At 40.9% G+C, this 20,179-nt stretch carries 15 protein-coding genes and 1 tRNA gene; 7 read left to right on the forward strand and 9 right to left on the reverse strand.

What is annotated here, in order from left to right:
* Positions 1 to 90 precede the first annotated feature (90 nt).
* From ACOV1Q_RS01885 to mce, 5 genes are all read right to left on the reverse strand, one after another.
* The gene (locus ACOV1Q_RS01885; RefSeq protein ID WP_424492741.1) at positions 91 to 1,392 is read right to left on the reverse strand and encodes a DUF3987 domain-containing protein; all 1,302 of its coding nucleotides are present in this window, start codon (positions 1,390 to 1,392) and stop codon (positions 91 to 93) included.
* Positions 1,385 to 1,651, reverse strand: a complete 267-nt coding sequence (locus ACOV1Q_RS01890; protein ID WP_424492742.1) for a helix-turn-helix domain-containing protein — start codon at positions 1,649 to 1,651, stop codon at positions 1,385 to 1,387. Before ACOV1Q_RS01890 ends, ACOV1Q_RS01885 begins: the two co-directional genes overlap by 8 nt.
* A 136-nt stretch (positions 1,652 to 1,787) precedes the next feature.
* Entirely contained in the window at positions 1,788 to 2,627 is an 840-nt protein-coding gene (locus tag ACOV1Q_RS01895) for a hypothetical protein (RefSeq protein WP_424492743.1), read from the reverse strand.
* 119 nt (positions 2,628 to 2,746) lie between these two features.
* A tRNA-Ile gene (locus ACOV1Q_RS01900) sits at positions 2,747 to 2,820 on the reverse strand.
* A 219-nt stretch (positions 2,821 to 3,039) separates the two neighbouring features.
* Complete coding sequence (gene mce / locus ACOV1Q_RS01905) at positions 3,040 to 3,477, reverse strand: methylmalonyl-CoA epimerase (RefSeq protein WP_424492744.1); 438 nt, start codon at positions 3,475 to 3,477, stop codon at positions 3,040 to 3,042.
* A gap of 141 nt (positions 3,478 to 3,618) precedes the next feature.
* On the opposite strand from mce, the gene rbfA reads away from it, so the two are divergent.
* Both rbfA and ACOV1Q_RS01915 read left to right on the forward strand, forming a co-directional pair.
* Positions 3,619 to 4,011 carry a 30S ribosome-binding factor RbfA gene (gene rbfA / locus ACOV1Q_RS01910; RefSeq protein ID WP_424492745.1) on the forward strand — a complete coding sequence of 131 codons (393 nt, stop codon included), beginning with the start codon at positions 3,619 to 3,621 and terminating at the stop codon, positions 4,009 to 4,011.
* A gap of 3 nt (positions 4,012 to 4,014) precedes the next feature.
* On the forward strand, positions 4,015 to 5,214 hold the full coding sequence (locus tag ACOV1Q_RS01915) for an ABC transporter permease (RefSeq protein WP_424492746.1): 1,200 nt from the start codon (positions 4,015 to 4,017) through the stop codon (positions 5,212 to 5,214).
* Here the strand turns inward: ACOV1Q_RS01915 and dusB are convergent.
* The 4 genes from dusB to ACOV1Q_RS01935 all read right to left on the reverse strand — a co-directional run bounded on the left by dusB (position 5,211) and on the right by ACOV1Q_RS01935 (position 13,125).
* Positions 5,211 to 6,203 (reverse strand): tRNA dihydrouridine synthase DusB, encoded by a 993-nt coding sequence (gene dusB / locus ACOV1Q_RS01920; RefSeq protein ID WP_424492748.1) that lies wholly within the window; start codon positions 6,201 to 6,203, stop codon positions 5,211 to 5,213. The genes ACOV1Q_RS01915 and dusB overlap by 4 nt on opposite strands.
* A 137-nt stretch (positions 6,204 to 6,340) precedes the next feature.
* Entirely contained in the window at positions 6,341 to 8,755 is a 2,415-nt protein-coding gene (locus tag ACOV1Q_RS01925) for an outer membrane beta-barrel protein (RefSeq protein ID WP_424492749.1), read from the reverse strand.
* Positions 8,756 to 8,924: 169 nt separating this feature from the next.
* Positions 8,925 to 11,912, reverse strand: coding sequence for a serine hydrolase domain-containing protein (locus ACOV1Q_RS01930; protein ID WP_424492750.1), 2,988 nt, complete (start codon positions 11,910 to 11,912; stop codon positions 8,925 to 8,927).
* 55 nt (positions 11,913 to 11,967) lie between these two features.
* Complete coding sequence (locus ACOV1Q_RS01935; RefSeq protein ID WP_424492751.1) at positions 11,968 to 13,125, reverse strand: acyltransferase family protein; 1,158 nt, start codon at positions 13,123 to 13,125, stop codon at positions 11,968 to 11,970.
* A 201-nt stretch (positions 13,126 to 13,326) separates the two neighbouring features.
* On the opposite strand from ACOV1Q_RS01935, the gene ACOV1Q_RS01940 reads away from it, so the two are divergent.
* From ACOV1Q_RS01940 to ACOV1Q_RS01960, 5 genes are all read left to right on the forward strand, one after another.
* Positions 13,327 to 14,589: an ROK family protein gene (locus ACOV1Q_RS01940; RefSeq protein ID WP_424492752.1), complete on the forward strand. Its 1,263-nt coding sequence runs from the start codon at positions 13,327 to 13,329 to the stop codon at positions 14,587 to 14,589.
* Positions 14,590 to 14,629: 40 nt separating this feature from the next.
* Entirely contained in the window at positions 14,630 to 16,555 is a 1,926-nt protein-coding gene (gene nagB / locus ACOV1Q_RS01945; RefSeq protein WP_424492753.1) for a glucosamine-6-phosphate deaminase, read from the forward strand.
* Positions 16,556 to 16,565: 10 nt separating this feature from the next.
* Positions 16,566 to 17,492: an N-acetylmuramoyl-L-alanine amidase gene (locus ACOV1Q_RS01950; protein ID WP_424492754.1), complete on the forward strand. Its 927-nt coding sequence runs from the start codon at positions 16,566 to 16,568 to the stop codon at positions 17,490 to 17,492.
* A 12-nt stretch (positions 17,493 to 17,504) separates the two neighbouring features.
* The gene (locus ACOV1Q_RS01955) at positions 17,505 to 19,289 is read left to right on the forward strand and encodes an exo-beta-N-acetylmuramidase NamZ domain-containing protein (RefSeq protein ID WP_424492755.1); all 1,785 of its coding nucleotides are present in this window, start codon (positions 17,505 to 17,507) and stop codon (positions 19,287 to 19,289) included.
* 88 nt (positions 19,290 to 19,377) lie between these two features.
* Positions 19,378 to 20,178 carry an endonuclease/exonuclease/phosphatase family protein gene (locus tag ACOV1Q_RS01960; RefSeq protein ID WP_424492756.1) on the forward strand — a complete coding sequence of 267 codons (801 nt, stop codon included), beginning with the start codon at positions 19,378 to 19,380 and terminating at the stop codon, positions 20,176 to 20,178.
* The last annotated feature ends 1 nt before the right edge of the window (position 20,179 follow it).

Below are 20,179 nucleotides of genomic sequence, written 5' to 3' on the forward strand. Positions count from 1 at the left end.
GAGATCCTGTAGCAGGTTCCTACTATTAATAATTCTTTTGAAAATTTGCTGATTTTGCAGAAACTGCAGGTATTGCAGGTTCTCTGAGTTTTATCCTAAAATTCTTTTATACCTTCCTTGGGAAACTCTCTTAAGGAATTTGAGCTCTCTCCATTTTTTCAACTTCTCATCTACCGTTCTTGTTGGCATACCCAATTCTTTAGCTTTAATTAAAGCTTCTTCCCTTGTAAAACTTTCCTTTAATCCAAAGAGAAGCTCCTCTTCAATTTCAGTTAAAGATCCCGTGGTTACACTTTGAGAAACAGCATCAGCGTGGTGAAGCAACTGCTTTGTTAAAATTAATGCAGTATTAAAATCTTCATCACTACAGGCTAGAACAGAGTTTGCTAGCACCTCATTTCCTTTGCGAAAGGCAGAAAAGATCATGCATATCCGGAAAAGAATTAATCCATGTCTTTTTACATTTGAGGTAAAAAATTGGGGATGCCCCTCTACAACTACATCGTAGATTCTACTCATTTCACTATTAAAATGATCCTCCTGCTCCCTGGTCAACTTAAATTCCACCGGTGTTTCTAAATCGGCTAATTGACCATACAACTTAAATATTTCAATCCCTGTCGACTGAAAGATACTTTTGAGATTCCTATTTTCTTTTTTGAAAACATCTTTCCAGTCATTGACCTCTTCAAAAGTGTAAAATATCATCCTGCTGAATAAGCCATTATCTTTAGATTTCACTAATGGCTGAAGCTGATCTGGAGTGCCAGAAACTACCAAGGATAATTGTGGTGCATCTATCTCCATATATAAATTCTCCATTTTTCTGCTGATAGAAATTGGTTCATGATGAAAGGCCTTGCGCAGAACATCAGAAAAGTTACCCCAATCCTGATTGAGCATAAGAGATAAAGTATCTGCTTCTGACTCTATTATAATACCCCCATAATGTGCATTTTTAATCGTAGGATACATTTCGGCGGAGCTAATGTTGCCGGGAATTATTTTAGTCACAATTGGAGGACAAGAACCTTCAAGTGCTGCAGCTGGCTTCTTTCTTTTCTTTTTATTTTGCTTTCCAACTTCATGACATTCTTCAATTTCGGTCTTACTTTCACCATACACTTTATCATGAATTGGTTTTAATAAGTCTCGAGCAAAAGTCATTACGCCCTTACCAGATGCCGGTGGGGCTATTATCATGATATACAAATTAGAAAAAACGATTTTTCCATCATACATGCCATACACGTTGGGAAGAGAACTGCTTAAGGCACCTAAGGAAGATAGAAGTACAATATCTTTTTCCCTCCTTTCAAAATTGTCTGTCAATTTCTTAAGTATAGGAGGTAGATTCTGGTAGACATCATCGCTTATCAATGGATTATTCACAATAGCCTCCTCTCTTAGCTAAACCTTCATCTCCAACAAACTTATTTCTTTGCAGAAAAGTATCAAGATCTTGTCGCTTGAAATAAATAAGTTTATTATTAGGTTTAAAGTGTGTAATTCTTCCCTGGGAAGTACACTTGTAGAGATAGGAAGCTGAAACATCTAAATATTTGACAGCCTCATTAAAGCTCAGTGTTTCTTTCTGAAAATAGACAAGGCTGGCTAGCAAGTCTCGAATTTCGGTGAGTACATTCTTCATTGTTTATGTTTTAAGAAACCATTGGTTTGATCCAAGAAAAGGTTCCGATTATTAACAATGCGAAATAACAACGAAGAGTTTAGGAGATATCTTTACTATAACTTTACAATAGCTGAATTTTTGGGTAAAGGTATTTTTAAAGCTGTTCAATAATTGATTCTATACGGCTTCCTTCAGTTGGTCTTTTACTTTCCGTCCAACTTGATTTTGACTGTTTCACATTTTTAAATACTCTTCCGTTGACATCTCTAAAGACATATAATATTTTTTCGGAAAGATGTAAATGATCAACACTAGGTAGATAGCTTTTGCCAATTAATAAGTCAAGAAAGTACAGGAGAGACCTTTTACTAGTAAGATTGTTTTTGCCTATTACAAGCCAATGAATCCCTTCTTCTACAGTCCCTCCTGAAAAAGCCAGAAGGAATTCCTCTTTTTCGCATCTTACCAGAGGAGGAGAGGTGGTCAAGAGAGTGTAGAGCTTTTCTAATTTTTCTAGTTTTTGATCAGTATTTGCCGCAATGAAATCAAAAGAAGTGGTTGATCCTAGATTAAGAAGATTTTCTGCAGGTCCAGTAGAATAGTGCTCTATTACCTGTTGGATCTGAGTCAAATATTTTTCTAGATAAGGAAATGCGCTATAGGAGGGGAATGTTCGGCATCTATCCAGTTGTTTCAGGAGAAACTCAACATATTGCTGTTCAGTTCCCTCTTCAAATTTGGATTCAAGTTTGTTTTCTAGCTGTCTTTCCGCATACATTGCCAAAGTTTTCATTTCGCGTTCTACAACATCTTCAAAAGAGAAAGTCAGCAGCCCAGAAGCATCTTTAACAACTATTTCTAATTTTTCTTTATTGATTTCTACAATTTCTCCTAGTTCTTTACCCTGTTCATAAAACAGTTTTAGGCTTTCATACAAGCCTGTCTGCAGATAAAGCTTAATAAAATGCAGAGGTCCCTCTTGTGTACTTTCCATAATTTAAAAATACACACTGAAACAGAAAGAAAAGAAAAGAAAAAGAAATATGTTGATCCTATGTTAGTCCCAAGGAATAAAAAAAGCCTCTCACATCGTGAAAGGCTTGATTTTACTAGTGGTCCCACCTGGACTCGAACCAGGGACCACCTGATTATGAGTCAGGTGCTCTAACCAGCTGAGCTATAGGACCGGCTCAATGGTGTTGAGAGGGCGCAAATTTAGATAAATCTATTTTACACCGCAAACAATTTCTTTTTATTTTTTAGGTGTCGTCAGAGTCCATACCATTCAAAAAGGGCGTTTTTTACTGCTATTTGTTTTGCACCCAACAACTTAAAATTTTAAGCAGGTTAAACTTCAATAAGATCAGCTAGCATTCATAAGATTCTGAAACAAGTCTTGGGTAAAATTAAGATCCAATCCCCCTCCCCTTTGGGGAGGGCTGTGGAGGGGCTTCCTGGCACAGTTCCACCAAAACCCCTTTAGAGGACTTTGGATGCAGGAAAGCCACCAGCTTATTATCGGCTCCTTTTTTGGGTTCTTCATTCAATACCACGAATCCTTCCTCTTTCAGTCGGTTTATTTCTGCTTTTATGTCATCTACGGCAAAAGCAATATGATGAATGCCTTCTCCTTTTTTATTGATAAACTTTGCAATGGGACTATCTTCGTTAGTAGCTGCCAGCAGCTCGATCTTGCTTTCCCCCGTCCTGAAAAATGCCGTTTCAACGCCTTCACTTTCCACGGCTTCAGTTTTATAGCAGGAAGTATTCAGTAATGCTTCATAAGTTTTGTTAGCTTCTTTCAGGTTTTTAACGGCAATGCCTATATGTTCTATCTTTTTCATATCAATTATTTTATCTTCTAAAAAATGAACTTTTAGCTATTCTCCATTAACTTTCTTTCCAAAACCGCCACGACGAAGAGCTAAAAGCTATCCTGTGACGAATTTAAGAATAATGACATTTAAAAATGTTATTTTTGCCCTATGGAAACGAACAGACAGAAAAAAATTGGAGGAGTATTGCAGGAGGACCTGGCAGAGATCCTTCAGGCCCATTTACGAGATGCAGGAGTGACAGGAATATTGATTTCGGTTTCTAAAGTGAAGGTCACGAGTGATCTTGGCCAGGCAAAAGCCTATTTAAGCGTATTTCCTTCTAAGAATGCAGAGGAGATCTTAAAGGAACTTAACCTTTTAAAACCAAAGATCAGACACGAGCTGGCACAACGTACCCGTAACCAGCTTAGAAGAATGCCCGAGCTGCTTTTCTATATTGATGATTCCCTGGAATACATCGAGAAGATAGACAAATCTCTTAAAGGCGAAGAAAACCCTATAGAACAGCGGGACCTTCTTTCTCGTCGGAAAAAATCTTAACACTTGAATTTCCCCTTTTACATCGCCAGGAGGTATTTGTTCTCCAAAAGCAGCAGGAACGCGATCAACATTATTACGATCATTGCTGCCATAGGCGTGTTCGCAGGGGCTTTTTCACTATTCATTGTACTTTCGGGCTTTGCGGGTTTAAAAGATTTCAGCTTATCTTTTTCCAATAAGTTCGACCCCGATCTAAAAGTATTTCCTGAAACCGGTAAATTCTTTGATTTTTCTTCTGAAGAACGCGCAGCTTTTGCTGAAGTTACGGGTATTGCCGAATATTCCGAAGTCGTGGAAGAACGTGTTTTTCTCGAATTCAGGAATAAGAACAAAACTGCATTTATAAAAGGGGTAGATCAAAACTACCGGAAGGTGAACCAGCTGGACAGCATGATGGTCTTTGGTACCTGGTTTGCCGAAGGTGAGCAACAGGTAGTACTGGGAAATAGTATTTCCAGGGAACTTTCTATTGGCCGCTTTGATTATCAAAACCTGTTGCAGATCATGGTTCCCAAACCGGGAACGGGACAGGTGCTTTCCCCTACAGATGCTTTTAATTCTGAATACACCGTAGCCTCCGGAATCTTTAGCGTCAACGAAGAACTTGATAATAAATTCATCTTTTCTTCGCTGGATTTTGCCAGAAACCTGCTGTCTCTGGAAGAAAACCAGATCACGGCCATAGAAATCAAGCTTGCACCCGGCGCAGATGCTTCAGAAGTGAAAGAGGCTGTACAGGCTGCTCTCAATTCCCCGGTGAAAATTAGGAACAGAGCACAATTGAACGACGCGCTCTACAAAATGCTGAATACAGAAAATCTCGCGGTGTACCTCATCTTTACACTCGTCCTTATCATTGCGCTTTTTAACGTGGTGGGTTCTATTATTATGGTGATCCTTGATAAAAGAGAAAATATTAAAACCCTGCACAGCCTGGGCGCTACTCCAAACCAGATCAAAAACATCTTTTTTGGGCAGGGAGTTTTTATGACTTTGCTCGGCGGATCTTTAGGGCTTATCTTTTCGATCCTACTTGTATACTTGCAGCTGCAGTTTGATCTAGTGATGATCACGCCAAGCCTGCCGTACCCGGTAAGCATCACCTGGGAAAATATCCTGGTAGTGATCTTAACTATTTCTGCACTGGGAGTTATTGCTTCTTATGTGGCAGCAAGCCAGAGTAAGAAAGCATTGAACGCCTAAGCAAACTCGTAACCCGCGAATTCTTTTTCTACCTCATCAAAGGCGGCAAAAACATCTGCAGCATCATCGCTGGTAACCATCTTTTGGCGGTATTCTTTGAAGTGCGGAATTCCTTTAAAATAATTGGTATAATGTCTTCGGGTTTCAAAAACCCCTAATTTCTCCCCTTTCCAGTCGATCGCCATTTGCAAATGACGGCGGGCGGCATCAAGACGTTCTTCCATGGTAGGAGGGGCAAGATGTTTTCCGGTTTCGAAGTAATGCTTTACTTCTCTAAAGAACCAGGGATAACCAATACTGGCACGGCCAATCATCGCGCCGTCCAGTCCGAATTTGTCACGCATTTCCATCGCTTTTTCTGGACTGTCAACGTCTCCGTTTCCAAAAACGGGAATATGCATTCGCGGATTGTTCTTTACTTCAGCAATCGGCTTCCAGTTGGCTTCTCCTTTATACATTTGCACCCTGGTGCGCCCGTGAATGGAAATGGCGCTGGCGCCAACATCCTGAAGACGTTCGGCTACCTCAACAATTTTTATGGAATCATTATCCCAGCCAAGCCGGGTCTTTACAGTAACAGGTAATTTGGTGTGCTTCACCATGGCCTCGGTCAAAGAAACCATGAGCGGAATATCCTTTAGTATTCCCGCTCCCGCGCCTTTAGAAACGACCTTTTTTACGGGACAGCCAAAATTGATATCAATAATATCTGGCCCTGATTTTTCCACAATCTCAACAGACTGCAGCATAGAATCAAGGTTGGCTCCAAAGATCTGGATACCCACAGGGCGTTCCTTCTCGTAAATATCAAGTTTCATCACGCTTTTTGCAGCGTCGCGAATAAGCCCTTCCGAAGAAATGAATTCAGTATACACCACATCGGCTCCCTGCTCTTTGCACAAGGCGCGAAAAGGCGGATCGCTCACATCTTCCATTGGTGCAAGCAACAATGGAAATTCTCCTACATCTATGTTTCCTATTTTAGCCAAAACTCCTGTTTTTCAGGTGGCAAAAATACGAAATTTTAATGATTTTCAAGATTTAGCATTTTCTGAAAAATGATGAAAAGGTTCTTGTATTTCAGAAGCTTTTCAGAAAGATATCAAAAAAGCACATTTTTGGAAGCTTATAGTCGGTCTCTTTCTGCGGCCTCGATGCTGCGCTCATTATCGCTCAACCTGAAGTTTCCAAAGTTATACTTGAAGCCAACCCGCACATACCTCGATTCTGGACGGGCAAAAAAGCCGTTGTCCTGGTTGAGATAATCTGCACGCATCCAGGTATTGGTTTCGTTAAGCGCGTCTTCCACATGCAACGTGACCTCTGCCCTGTTATTCCACAGTGTTTTTCTCACGCCAAAGGAAAGCGTGGTCATGGGATCAAGATAATAAGATCCCGTAAGCCAGTCAGAAATATAGGTAAGCGTTAGATCTCCTGAAAATGTCCCGTCTTTTGAGAGGGTAAAGCTGTTGGACCACATTCCGAAGAAACCGTCGATCTCATTTGAGACTTCGGCATTGTTACTTTCAAGCGCAAGAAAGGTTTGCTCTTCGTGAAAAAGAGAAACATAGGCATAGGTATACCAAAAATCTGTAAGCGACCTTCCGTGGGTGATATCCAGCCCATAAGAAAAGCTTTCCAACAAATTAACGTTCACGTTGCGAAGGACCGTATTTTCATTATCCTGAAAACTCAGCACGCTTACAGATGGCCCGTTATCTCTGTAATAAAGATCAAAGAAATAGGCATTTTTAAGGCTGTAGTTGAGGTTGAAATTATTACTTATTGCCGCTCCAAGATCGGGGTTTCCTGCATTAAAATTATATTCGGTAAGAAAATACCTGAAAGGGTTTAAGCTTTCATATCGTGGCCTTTGAATTCTTCGGCTGTAATCAAATGTAAGGCTGTGATTGTTGGAAATACGGTGCTGCAGGTAAAAAGTGGGAAACAATTCAAAATAATCACGGTTATCTTCCTGCTGCATAGCTTCAGAAAAACCGGTTCTATCGGTGAACTCTCCGCGAAGTCCGCCTTTCATGCTCCACACATCCCAGTCTTTGGCGAAACTTAGATATCCTGCGAAAATTTTTTCATCATAAGAAAACTGGTCAGAAAGCTGAGAGTTATAGGTTTCCTCGCTTCCCATCACATCAAAATAGTCAATCCCGCTTAAGGAATTTATAATAGATGTCTTAACACCGGCTTCGAAATTTGTACTTCCCAAAGGTGTTACATAATCTATTTGGCCCACATAAATATTGATCTCCTGTTGTGCAGCTGTAGAAAAAGCATAGGTCGAGAAGAGGTCGCCGCCGCCAGTATAATAATTGGTTGCTACATCCTGCTGCCGGTCCTGTTCATACCTTGTAAAATGTCCACGTGCTGAAATTTCGGCTCCTTCTTTATCCATTTTATGCCGAAATTCAAGATCTGCCGCAAAATTCACCTGGTCTTCGCCAAGGCTGCTGTTCGTCAACAAATCGCTGTATGGCATATTCAGTTGGGTAGGAATATCTGTAAAAACCTCATTTTTGAAGGTCTTGTTTGGAGAGTAAAGCACATTTGAAGAAAAGTTCAGCGTATTTTTTTCGTCAAGTTCATAATCTAAAATGATGTTTGCATTATGAGCGTTGGATCTGGTAGTACGTTCAAAATCTGTTTCCCAACGCGAAAAAACTTCCTCGTCTTCGTCCATAAAATTGATAAAGCTCTCATCTTCCTTAAATTCCTTGCGCGGACTAAAACTATAATTTGCAAAAAGATTCAGTTTGTCGGTTTTATAATAATGGCTGGTTCCAAGATTGTATTTTGGAAAGATCGCCTGTGTCCAGGCTGCATCTACACTTCCTTTATATCCTATGGAAATGCCTTTGGAAGTGACAATATTCAAGATGGCTCCACCTTCGGCATCATAGCGCGCGGGAGGGTTCATGATCACCTCAACCGATTCGATGTTTTCTGCGGCATAACTCTCAAGAAGATCTCTTAATTCTGAAGCTGTTAAATAAACTTTACGGTCATTGATATAAACCTGCACGCCCTGGTTCCTTACCTGAAGCGTTCCGTTTGTAGCGATAACGCCTGGAGTTTTTCGCAGGATATCCCATGAATTTCCGCTGGAAAGACTGGTATTAGCCACATTGAAAACCAGCCTGTCTACCTCCCTTTTCACGGTTGGATTTTTAACCCTAATGTCAACTTCACCAAGATTGGAAACGTTTTCGGAAAGCATGAATTCCCCAAGATCCTCATCTTTGGAAACGTTTATCTTCCGAAGATAATCTTCAAAACCTACAAAACTTATTTTTAATAAATAGTCATTTTTCTCTATTTCCGAAAACCTGAAAACACCAGATTCTTCAGAAACCGCACCTTTATAAACGCTCACGGAATCCTGTGCATTCAGCAAAATGACGTTTGCATAAGGCACGGGATTACTGGCTTTGTCAACGATCTTTCCTGTCACAGAATTTTGAGCGATAGCTGCTGCAGAAGATAATAAACTAAGACCTATAAGAAGGGGGCGGTAATATTTTATCATGGAATGCTATGGTTAGTTGGCTTGATAAGAATAACAAAATCAAGCAAATATAGCATTTCTTCAAAAACATCAAAATTATAATGCCAGCCTTAAATCCTCTGGGCATCGTATATTTGAAAGGAAAAATCTAAGAAATTTCCTAAGCAGAAGATCCAAAAATGGCAGAAATTCAACTCTTTTTCAGCGCCATTTCCGAGGCTGCTTTTTCAGCATCTTTTTTCAGGGAATCATACAGCACCTGTTGAATATTTGTGCGGGTATCTAAACGGTAGAGACGGTGGTTGTCACGTGTGGGAGAAACCCGGTTAGACAGGAAGACATAAAGAAGGTCTACTTCGGGATCCATCCACACCATGATCCCCGTAAAGCCGGTATGGCCAAAACTCACCTGACTTGCATCACGGGCCGTATTATTAACAACTCCCTGGCTGTTGGGGCGACGCTTGTCAAAACCCAGGGCGCGGTAATTTTCAGAATCAGGAAAGGTGCGCCGCGTAAATTTTTCCAGGGTTTCTTCTTCAATATATCGCCTGCCACCATATTCACCCATGTTGAGGTACATTTGCAGCACTTTCGCCAGGTCATTGGCATTTGCAAACAAACCTGCATGGCCTGAGACTCCGCCCAGCATGATCGCACCTTCATCATGTACCGTTCCATGAATTAATTCCCGCCTAAAAAGAAAATCACTTTCTGTAGGAACGATTTGGCTTTTTGGATAATCTGGATTAAAACCTACACTGGTGGCTCCCAGTGGCCCGTAAAAATTCTCCTCAAGATAGGTGGGGAAATCTTCTTCTGTCCTGCTTTCCACCACCCGTGGTGCGAGAATGAAAAAAAAATCGGAATATACATATTCCTTCTTATCCCTTAGCGAAGACTTCCTGATTGCTTTTACTATTTTATCGGGATAATTGCGGTGCAGGTACATATCTTCTGAAATCTTTATGGGATACCTGGCAGAGGAATCTTTCTTGATGGTCCACCACCGGTAACTCCCGTTATCCCTGCGCGTGTTTCTCCAAAATGGGATCCAGGGCTGGAATCTTGCCTGGTGCGTTAGAATGTCTGTAAAAGGAATATCGGCCTTGTTCGACCTTCTAAACTTCGGAAGATGATCTGCCAGCGTACCATCCAGGTTGAATTTATCTTCGTCATACAATTTCATCAAAGCAGCCATGGAAGCAGTAATCTTCGTTACCGAAGCGAGGTCGTAAAGATCCTCTTTCTCAACCATGATGGTATCATGATACACGTGTTCCCCGTAAGCCTTATGAAAGATTACTTTTTGATCTTTTGCCACAAGGATTTGCCCTCCCGGAGTGGCTTTCATCGTTATTGCCTGGTTCATTAAGGAATCAATGCGCTTGTTGAGGATTTGAGAATCCATCCCCACTTCTTCGGGCAGCGTATAACTAAAGCGTATTCCTCCCTGCACAGTCGTTCCTTCTCCTGCTTTAAATTTCTTACCAACGCTCACGGGAAGTTTTCCATTCGCACTGATTCCGCCGAAAATAAGCTGCGCTGCCAGTTCCTGTGTATTTTTGGAATCCTGATATGCCACAATAAGACCATCAGCTTTCTCAATATTTTTGATCTTGTTGAGTACATAAGGGTTCTTAAAAAGGGCAAAAATTGCCTTTCTTTCTTCTGAGAGCTCCGCAATGAGTTCTTGCGCTGCTTTAGAAAGCTTCAGGTTATTACGAGGATATTTGCTGTAATCATGAATACCACCAATCACAAGATCAAACTTCTTCAGATTATTCTTGATTTTATCCACTTCAGCCTGGCTGGCATCTACCGGAACCTGAAAATGTGCAACTTCGGTGTATAAACTCAAAGTCTTCTGAAAATCTGTCTTCTTTTCTGCGCCAAAGGAAACCGATGCGATCTTGCGCGGATAAAGATCTTTTACCGGCAAAATCTTATTGTCATTTTTAAGCACCGTAAGGGAAGCCGCGACAAGTTTCCTGTTGAGCAATAGTGCTTCAGGAGTGTTTAGCTCATTGAGGATGTTCTTTGAAGGCACAGGCTGGTAGTTATTTAATCCTACCCATTGTTTTACGGCCAGGATCTTTCGAACCCGCCGGTCAATTTCCGCCTGACTTATAAGCCCCTGGTTAATGGCTTTTCTTATTTCAGAAATGGCTGTTGGCACATCTTCGGTAAACTCAAGGAGATCATTCCCGGCAAGAATGGCGTCTTTATCAACAACTCCCGGAAGGTTACCAGCAGTTACGCCTTTCATGTTCATAGCATCTGTCACGATCAACCCTTCAAAGCCCAGCTTTTCTTTTAGGAGATCGGTAATAATTGGTTTAGATAAAGTGGACGGAACCCCGGTAGAATCGAGTGCCGGAATATCCAGGTGCGCCACCATTACGCCACCAATCCCCGCTTCCAGCACCTTTTTAAAAGGATATAATTCCAGGGAATCTAAGCGCGCAAGCGAATGGTTGATTTGCGGAAGGGCATAATGAGAATCTGTATCTGTGTCTCCATGACCGGGGAAATGTTTTGCTGTAGTAAGCAAAAAGGAATCTTGCATACCCTTCATGTAAGCAATAGATTTTCTTGCAACGTTGTATTTGTCCTCTCCAAAAGACCTGTAGTTGATTACAGGATTATTTGGGTTGTTATTCACATCTACGACCGGTGCAAAGTTGAGGTGTAGCCCTGCTCGTTTAATTTGTTTTGCCACCTCGGCACCCATTTGATAAATGAGCTGCTCATCCTGAATAGCACCTAAGGCCATTTGGAAAGGATAGCTAATCGTATTGTCTAGGCGCATTCCCAGCCCCCATTCTGCATCAATAGCACCCAAAAGTGGCATTTTTGAAGCCTCTTGATATTCGTTCATAAGTTGAACCTGTGTGGCAGGATCTCCCTGGAAAAATATGAGTCCGCCTATTTTTTGCTCTTTAATAAGCTTTAAGATTTCCTGTTTATGATCTTCACCGCGATTAGAGTAAGCGGCTACCATGATTAGCTGCGCAATTCGTTCGTCTGGAGTAAGGGTTGTCATGACCGAATCTACCCAGGCGCTGTTCTCATACTTCTGAAAAGGGGGTTTTTCAGAAGTATTTTCCTGTGCCTGAAGCGACAGTACCCCGGTTAGGGCGAGAAGCAATAAAAATAAAGCGTTTTTGTATTTCATTATTGGAGTATTTAAAACTTATAAAATTTCGTTGGGTTATCCTATAAAGGAGGTTTTATACTTTGATATATATCTTTTTGCGATCCATCCAGTAGCCCAAAAGCCATAATAGGAACACGTATGTAACGGCGAACAGCAGCGAAGCATTATAATCTGTCAACCAGTTTAAAAACAAGTTTTGATATAACCAGCTTTTTAGGCTCGTTTCGCCAATCACAATTATTGCCATTAACATTACGATTCCGCCAGACATTACATAAATAAACAAGGGATTTCTTCCGAAGACTTCAAAAAAATAAGTCCATTTTTTCACGTTGGCGATTTCTATGAACCAAATGAGGCTTCCAATTAGCACCAGGTCCCAGCCCACGGTAAGCAAAACATACGAACTGGTCCAGACAGGTTTATTTATTGGAAAGGCAAGATCCCAGATTTGTCCAAGGAGAACAAAGGTAATTCCACCGGCTACCAGAAACAGCACAGTTCTTAAATTAGTGCGTGATTGTTGTATGTAAACACCCGCAAGATATCCTGCAATGACATTGACTATTGCCGGTAAGGTGCTTAGAAGACCTTCAGGATCAAAAGCAATTCCGAAACCCCGGTAGAGGTTTTCAGGAGAGAATATGAGATGATCAAATTTTAAAGCCGCATTTCCTTCCAGGCTGTAAGGAGCACCGGGATCGCCAAAGAAGTACATGATCGCCCAATACCCGAGCAATAAAATTGCACTGGCAATAACCGCACCTTTAAGTCGCAAATATTTTATAATAAGTGACGCAAAAAGATAACACAGTGCAATGCGCTGCAAAACTCCCATAATTCGCAGGGAAGTGAAATCTTTTAACACTAATTCTCCCTCTGAACGATAAAAGAAGGGAAAAGCATTTAATAACAAGCCAATTATAAAAATAAGAAAGGTTCTTTTAAACACCTTTTTAAGAAAGACAGCATCTCGCTGCTTGCTGAACTTTTTCATACTAAAGCTCATGGCATTTCCTACTACGAATAGAAAAGTGGGAAAAACAAGATCGGTGATTGTAAAGCCATGCCATGCGGCATGTTTAAAAGGAGCGTAGATAGTACTCCAGCTTCCGGGGGTATTCACAAGGATCATCAAAGCAATGGTTAAGCCTCTTAATACATCCAGAGAAAGATACCGCTCTCGATTTTGAGGAGCAACAGCAAATGCTGCAGCAGTTTTTACAGTCATATCATAAATTCAATTAACTGAATGTTTCACATACCTAAACATTCGAAGATTCTTACCAGGATAAAAATATAAATTTTAATCAAAAGTAATATCTTTAATAAAACTTTTATGAAAGATCGCCGGGAGATTGTATTTTTGTTCTATTTTTAAATCAAATATTCTATATTCAGAATTTTTTGATCATATATTCTTTAAACTAATATGAAAAACCTGAAGTTATTAACTGAAAAGGACCAACTGGAAAAATCCAGCAATGTGGAGCGTAAAAAACAGCTTCAAAAGATAAAAATACTACAAAACCTCTATTTCCAAGGCCCCCAAACCAATACCGAAATTTGTGAGACATTTAATATAAGTTCCCCAACATCCATAAGACTGCTAAACCAGCTTATTGAAGAGGATTGGATTAAAAAGGACGGTCATGGAAAGTCTGCCGGCGGGCGAAAACCAGATCTTTACCAGCTCCAGGAGAAAAGCTTTTATGTTGTAGGAATACAACTGGAAAGATTCAAGATAAAAATGGCATTTTTCGATAACAACAACAACAAAATTGCCGAGTATGCAGACATTCCTTTCAAGATTGAGGAAGAAGGAAGTATCGTAGACCATTTGTATGATACTACAAACAAGCTGATAAAAGAATCGGGGATAGATGAAAACAACCTGCTGGGAATTGGAATAAGTATGCCCGGTCTGGTTTCTTCGAGGGAAGGTAAAAACTTTACTTATTTCATAAAAGAGGAAGAATCTGAACCCCTTGAGCAGGTGTTAAAAAGGAAATTCAATAAACCGGTCTATATATTAAATGATGCAAAAAGTGCCTGTTTAGCCGAATTTAATTTTGGGCAGGCCAGTCAGAAAAAGAATGTGCTTGTAATTTCCATGGATTGGGGTATTGGACTTGGGATTATCATAGAAGGTAAGGTACAACAGGGTTCTTCAGGTTTTGCGGGAGAATTTGGGCATATACCTTTAATAGATGATGGGCTCTTGTGTCACTGTGGAAAGCGAGGCTGCCTTGAAACTGTTGCTTCAGGAATGGCACTGGCACGAATGGCCAAAGAAGGAATTAAAGCAGGTGAAAGTTCTGTCTTAAGCCAATTATCTGAAAAAGAAATTGAACGAATACAACCGCAAACGGTGATTGAAGCTGCCAATAGAGGAGATCAATTTGCCATTAATATCTTATCTAAAGTAGGTATTAACCTGGGGAAAGGTATTGCAATTCTTATTCAGCTTTTCAATCCTGAACTTATCATCCTGGAAGGGAAATTTGCCGAAGCAAAACAATTTATCACCACCCCAATTCAACAGTCCATAAATACTTATTGCATGGCTCAGTTAAGGGAAAAAACAACCATCTCCCTGTCCACACTTGGTGAGGATTCTGTATTGCTGGGTTCTATAGCCACGGTAATGGAAAACATTTTTGAAAACCAATTAAGACTGGCCGGCGCCAATTAATAATAATACATTTTTAACCACCAAAATATTTGCATATAAAATGGCAAGATTAAACCTTCTCGAAGAAACTCGTTTTGAAAAAGTACCTGTAACCGTTTATGAAAATCAGCACATTGCTTCTAAAACGGTAGCAAACCGTATTGCAGAACTTATTAAAAGAAAACGGGCGCAGGGAGAGACTGCAGTACTTGGCCTGGCTACGGGAGCTACCCCTGTTGAAGTATACGGGGAACTTGTGAGGCAGCATAAAGAAGAGGGACTTAGCTTTGCGAATGTGGTGACCTTCAACCTGGACGAGTATTACCCCATGAATCCCAAGTCAAAACAGAGTTATGTGACCTTCATGCATGAGCATCTTTTTGATCATATTGATATTAAGAAAGAAAATATCCATATTCCTGATGGTACACTCGAAAAGGAGAAAATCGCCGAATATTGTATTGCTTATGAAAACAAAATAGGCGCGTTGGGTGGATTAGACCTGCAGGTACTGGGAATAGGAAGAACAGGACATATTGGGTTTAACGAACCGGGTTCGGCTCCCAATTCGGGAACCAGGCTGGTAACCCTTGATGATCTTACCAGGCGTGATGCGTCCAGAGATTTTGGCGGGAAGGAAAATGTTCCCACCAAAGCCATCACCATGGGAATTGGTACCATTTTCAAGGCTCGAGAAATTATTTTAATGGCCTGGAATACCAAGAAAGCTTCCATTATTAAAAAGGCGGTAGAAGGAGAAATTTCGGGAGAAGTTCCTGCTACTTACCTGCAACTTTCAGAAAATACAGAATTCGTACTCGACGCAGATGCTGCTTCAGAACTTACCAGGTTTAATACTCCCTGGCTTGTGAAGGATTGTATTTGGGATGAGGCGCTTATAAAAAAGGCGGTAATCTGGCTCTCCAGAACAGTAAATAAGCCTATTCTGAAACTTACCGATGAAGATTACAACAACAATGGAATGGCCCAGCTCGCGACCGAAAAAGGTCCCGCTTATGATATAAACATTGAGGTTTTTAACCAGCTGCAGCACAGCATCACCGGCTGGCCGGGGGGAAAACCCAATGCCGATGATTCTCAGCGTCCCGAACGTGCAGAACCTGCGCGAAAACGAGCTCTAATATTTTCTCCTCACCCCGATGATGATGTGATTTCCATGGGGGGAACATTTATTCGCCTGGTAGACCAGGGGCATGATGTGCATGTAGCATACCAAACTTCCGGGAATACGGCTGTATGGGATACCGACGTGTTGCGATATGTAGAATTTGCCATTGATTTTAATAAAAGTATTGGGGAAGATGTTTCAAAACTGGAAAGAACTTATGAAGAAATGAGAGCTTTCATTCAGAAGAAAGAGCCTAATGAAATTGATCTTCCCGAAGTACGAAATGTAAAAGCATTTATCAGAAAAACCGAAGCTATTGCCGGCGCCCGTTATGCTGGCCTGCAGGATAAAAATATCCATTTCATGGCACTGCCGTTCTATGAAACCGGAAAAACTGTTAAAAACCCCATTACAGATCGCGATGTGGAACTTACCGTGGAGCTGCTTCAAAAGATCAAACCTCATCAGATCTTTGCTGCCGGCGATTTTGCCGATCCTCATGGAACACATCTGGTTTGTTTTAATATTGTAGTGGCGGCAATGGAACAACTTAGAAAAACCGAGGAATGGGCAAGAAAAGCCTGGTTGTGGATGTACAGAGGTGCATGGCATGAGTTTGAGACGCATGAGATCGAAATGGCCGTTCCGCTTTCTCCTATGGAAGTAGAACGTAAGAAAAATGCCATTTTTCAGCATCAATCTCAGAAGGACAGGCCGGTATTTCCTGGTGATGACGAGCGGGAATTCTGGATGAGGGCGCAGGAGAGGAACAGGGAAACTGCCATTAATTACCACCAGTTGGGATTAGCAAATTATGAAGCTATGGAAGCCTTCGTAAAATGGAAGTTTAATCAATAAAAGATATTTAATGAAAAAGCAGTTTTCAGTCTTCTCAACGATTCTTCTTGCACTGGTCATTGTAGCCTGCGGTTCCAATCCGTATTCAAAGACAAATAAGGTTCACAAAAAACAGGCAAAATTATATGCGAAACAGTTCCGAACCTTTCCCCCTGAACAAGGAAAAGATGAAGAGGGGTTGGACTATGGAGAGCACTGGGTAGGGACCACAAACTTTAATTTACGAAAGCCAAACTATGTCATCATTCATCACACGGCACAGAATTCTGTTGACCATACCTTAAAAACTTTTACTTTAAAGAGGACGTCAGTCAGCTCCCATTATGTAATTGGGGAGGATGGTAAGATCTACCAGATGCTCAACGACTATTACAGAGGCTGGCATGCCGGCGCCGGTAAATGGGGTAATGATAGCGATCTTAATTCTTCATCGATTGGGATCGAGCTGGATAATAATGGATATGAGCCATTTTCGGAGAAACAGATTGAGAGTCTTTTACAACTCCTTGGGGTTCTAAAAGAGAGACATGGAATCCCTGCCAGGAATTTTATTGGGCACTCAGACATCGCTCCCTCCCGAAAAGTAGATCCAAATGCCAATTTTCCCTGGGAAAGACTGGCTGAAAATGGTTTCGGATTGTGGTATGACAATATCGAAGCAGCTCCCAAGGTTGTAGGAGACAGCCTTGTTCCCTCAAAAGGGGTAAGAGAGGTAGTAGTTACAGAAAATGAAATTCTGGAAGATGGCAATCCAACAGATACTATTTCTCTAACTATAAACCCAAAACTTGCTTTACGAATTATTGGCTATGACGTAAGTAATATGGATGCTGCAATTAGGGCATTTAAGCTTCATTTTATACAAGAAGATGTCTCTTCTAAATTGACAGATGAAGACCTGAAAATATTATACAACCTCTATCAGAAATATTTGTAAAGCCTTTTAATTATGTACAAGTTCCTAAATGTTTTTGCTGGCCTCCTTTTCATGTATTTTGGATTACCGGCCTTTGCACAAATTGAAGTGGAGGGTCTTGACATAATCACCCGCAAAGAGTGGAATGCACAGCCTCCAAAAAAGGAGGTAATTCGGCATATTCCAAAATACATTACCATTCACCACACAGGAACCAATCAAAATTTAACCAGAACGACGGCAGAAAAGCTCAAGGCACTACAAAATTTTTCTTATACCGAAGGTGTTTTGGGAGATGGAGTCACGCCTAAAAAGCCGTGGCCAGATGTTCCCTATCATTTCTACATCGCTGCCGATGGCACGGTTGCAGAAGGGAGAGAACTTAAATATGAGGGCGACTCAAATACAGGTTATGACTTAACCGGTCATGCCCTGGTGGTCGTAGAAGGAAATTTCGAGAAGGAAGAGATAAGCGAACTGCAGTATGAAAACCTGAAAAAGATCGTTTTGGCACTTGCTGAAAAATACAAGATTGCTCCCGAAAATATTTCAGGTCATAAAGACCAGGCTGAGACAACCTGTCCCGGAGAGGACCTTTATAAACTAATCCCACAGCTGCGAAAACAAATAGATGAAACCAATATTTCCAGGGTAAAAATTGGGGCAGAACAGTTAACTTCTAAAGCCTACGAACACCTCATCAATAATAAGCGGGTGGGACTGGTTACTAACCACACTGGGTTGCTCCCTAATGGAAAACATCTTATAGATGTTATAAATAATCATCCAGGAGCAGAACTGGCTTTACTTTTTGGTCCTGAACACGGTTTGAGAGGTGAAGAAGATAGTCATGTTTCCAATGCTATAGATAACAAAACTGGTATAACCATCATATCCCTTTACGGGAAAGTACGGAAACCTACTGCTGAAATGCTGCAAAAAGTAGATGTCTTAGTTTTTGATATTCAGGATGTAGGGGCAAGATATTACACCTATATCAAAACAATGCTATTGGTGCAGGAAGCAGCTGCTGAAGCTAATATTCCTTTTGTGGTACTGGATCGTCCTAACCCAATTACAGGTCAATATGAATACGGACCTGTAGGAAAAGCTCTGGATCCTGAAAAAGGAATTGGTAATATTCCGGTTACTCATGGAATGACCGTGGGAGAACTGGCGATGATGTACAACGGTGAACGCAAAAAAAATAATCTAAAGGAAGCAGATCTTACCGTAATTCCTCTTCAAAATTACAGCCGGGACCAATGGTATGATGAAACAGGCCTTCCCTGGATAAAACCTTCACCCAATATGCTCACGCTGCAAACAGCAACAGTCTATCCCGCCACCTGTTTACTGGAAGGAACAAATTATTCTGAAGCGCGAGGCACATTATATCCTTTTGAACGATTTGGTGCTCCTTGGGTTAACAGCGAAAAACTTACCCAAAAATTGAATAGTTACCAGTTAACCGGAGTGGTTTTCAAACCAGTAACTTTTGTTCCCGATAGTATGGTTGATGGAATCAAGATTTATCCGCCAAAATTTATGGGAGAAAAGGTAAATGGAGTGGAAATAGTGGTAACCAACAGGGACAGTTTTCAATCTGCCGAAGCCGGAATCTACATTCTGTATGCCCTAAAAGAATTGTATCCCAATAAAATGGAATGGAGAAAAGAAAGACTGGATGGCCTTTTAGGCACATCAGAGGTGAGAGAAGCTTTGATCTCAGGGGTACATCCAAGTAAGATTATAGAGAAATGGGAGGATGATTTGGCAAGCTTCCAAAAAAAGCGAAAAAAATTTCTACTTTACTGAAGATCTTAAACCGGAATAAATAAATATGTTCCAGAAGAATATCTGTGAAACTGCAAATGATTTAAAGAGGTATTAAAATCATCTAAAAATGACATTCCGAAGAACGATTTTTACCACAGTTTCCATATTGGTTTTGAGCTTTTCAGGAAGCTCTCAGGAAACATCTGGCGACAGAACTATTATCAGGGTCCTCTCGTACAACATACATCATGGAAGTAGCGCTAAAGGAGATTTTGATCCCTCTAAAGCGGCTTCAGTAATTATAAAAGCTGACCCTGATCTTGTTGCACTACAGGAAATCGACTCCAAGACCAGCCGGGTCAACAACAGGGATCTAGTTTCAGAGCTCATTCAAGCTACCGGGATGTACGGCATCTTCGGAAAAGCTACCGACTTTGCCGGTGGGGAATACGGGCAGGTAATACTCTCTAAAAACAGCTTTTTAAGGACGCAAAAAATCATTCTTCCGGGGCAGCCCGGAAAAGAACCTAGAATAGCCGTAGAAGCCTATGTTCAACTAAAGTATGGCGATACTATTCAATTTTTGACCACACATCTGGATCATGATGAAAACAGCCGTGACAGAGTTCTCCAGGCTCAAAGGCTAAATGAGCTTAGAAATGAAGGTTTTCCTGCCATTCTTGCGGGAGATCTAAATGATACTCCCAAAAGTGAAACAGTTAACCTACTTGAGGGAAAATGGGGTTCGGTTTATTCTAAAAGAACACCTCAACCCACCTTTCCTTCAACTTTGCCTAAGAAGAAAATAGATTTCATCATGTTCTATCCTAAGCATAGATGGACAATAATTAGCACCGAGATTATTTGTGACGAAAAAGCTTCAGATCATTGTGCGGTACTTGCTGTACTGGAACTTCTTCCGAAGTAAT

This window comes from Salinimicrobium maris (assembly GCF_049680855.1).
Taxonomy (GTDB): domain Bacteria; phylum Bacteroidota; class Bacteroidia; order Flavobacteriales; family Flavobacteriaceae; genus Salinimicrobium.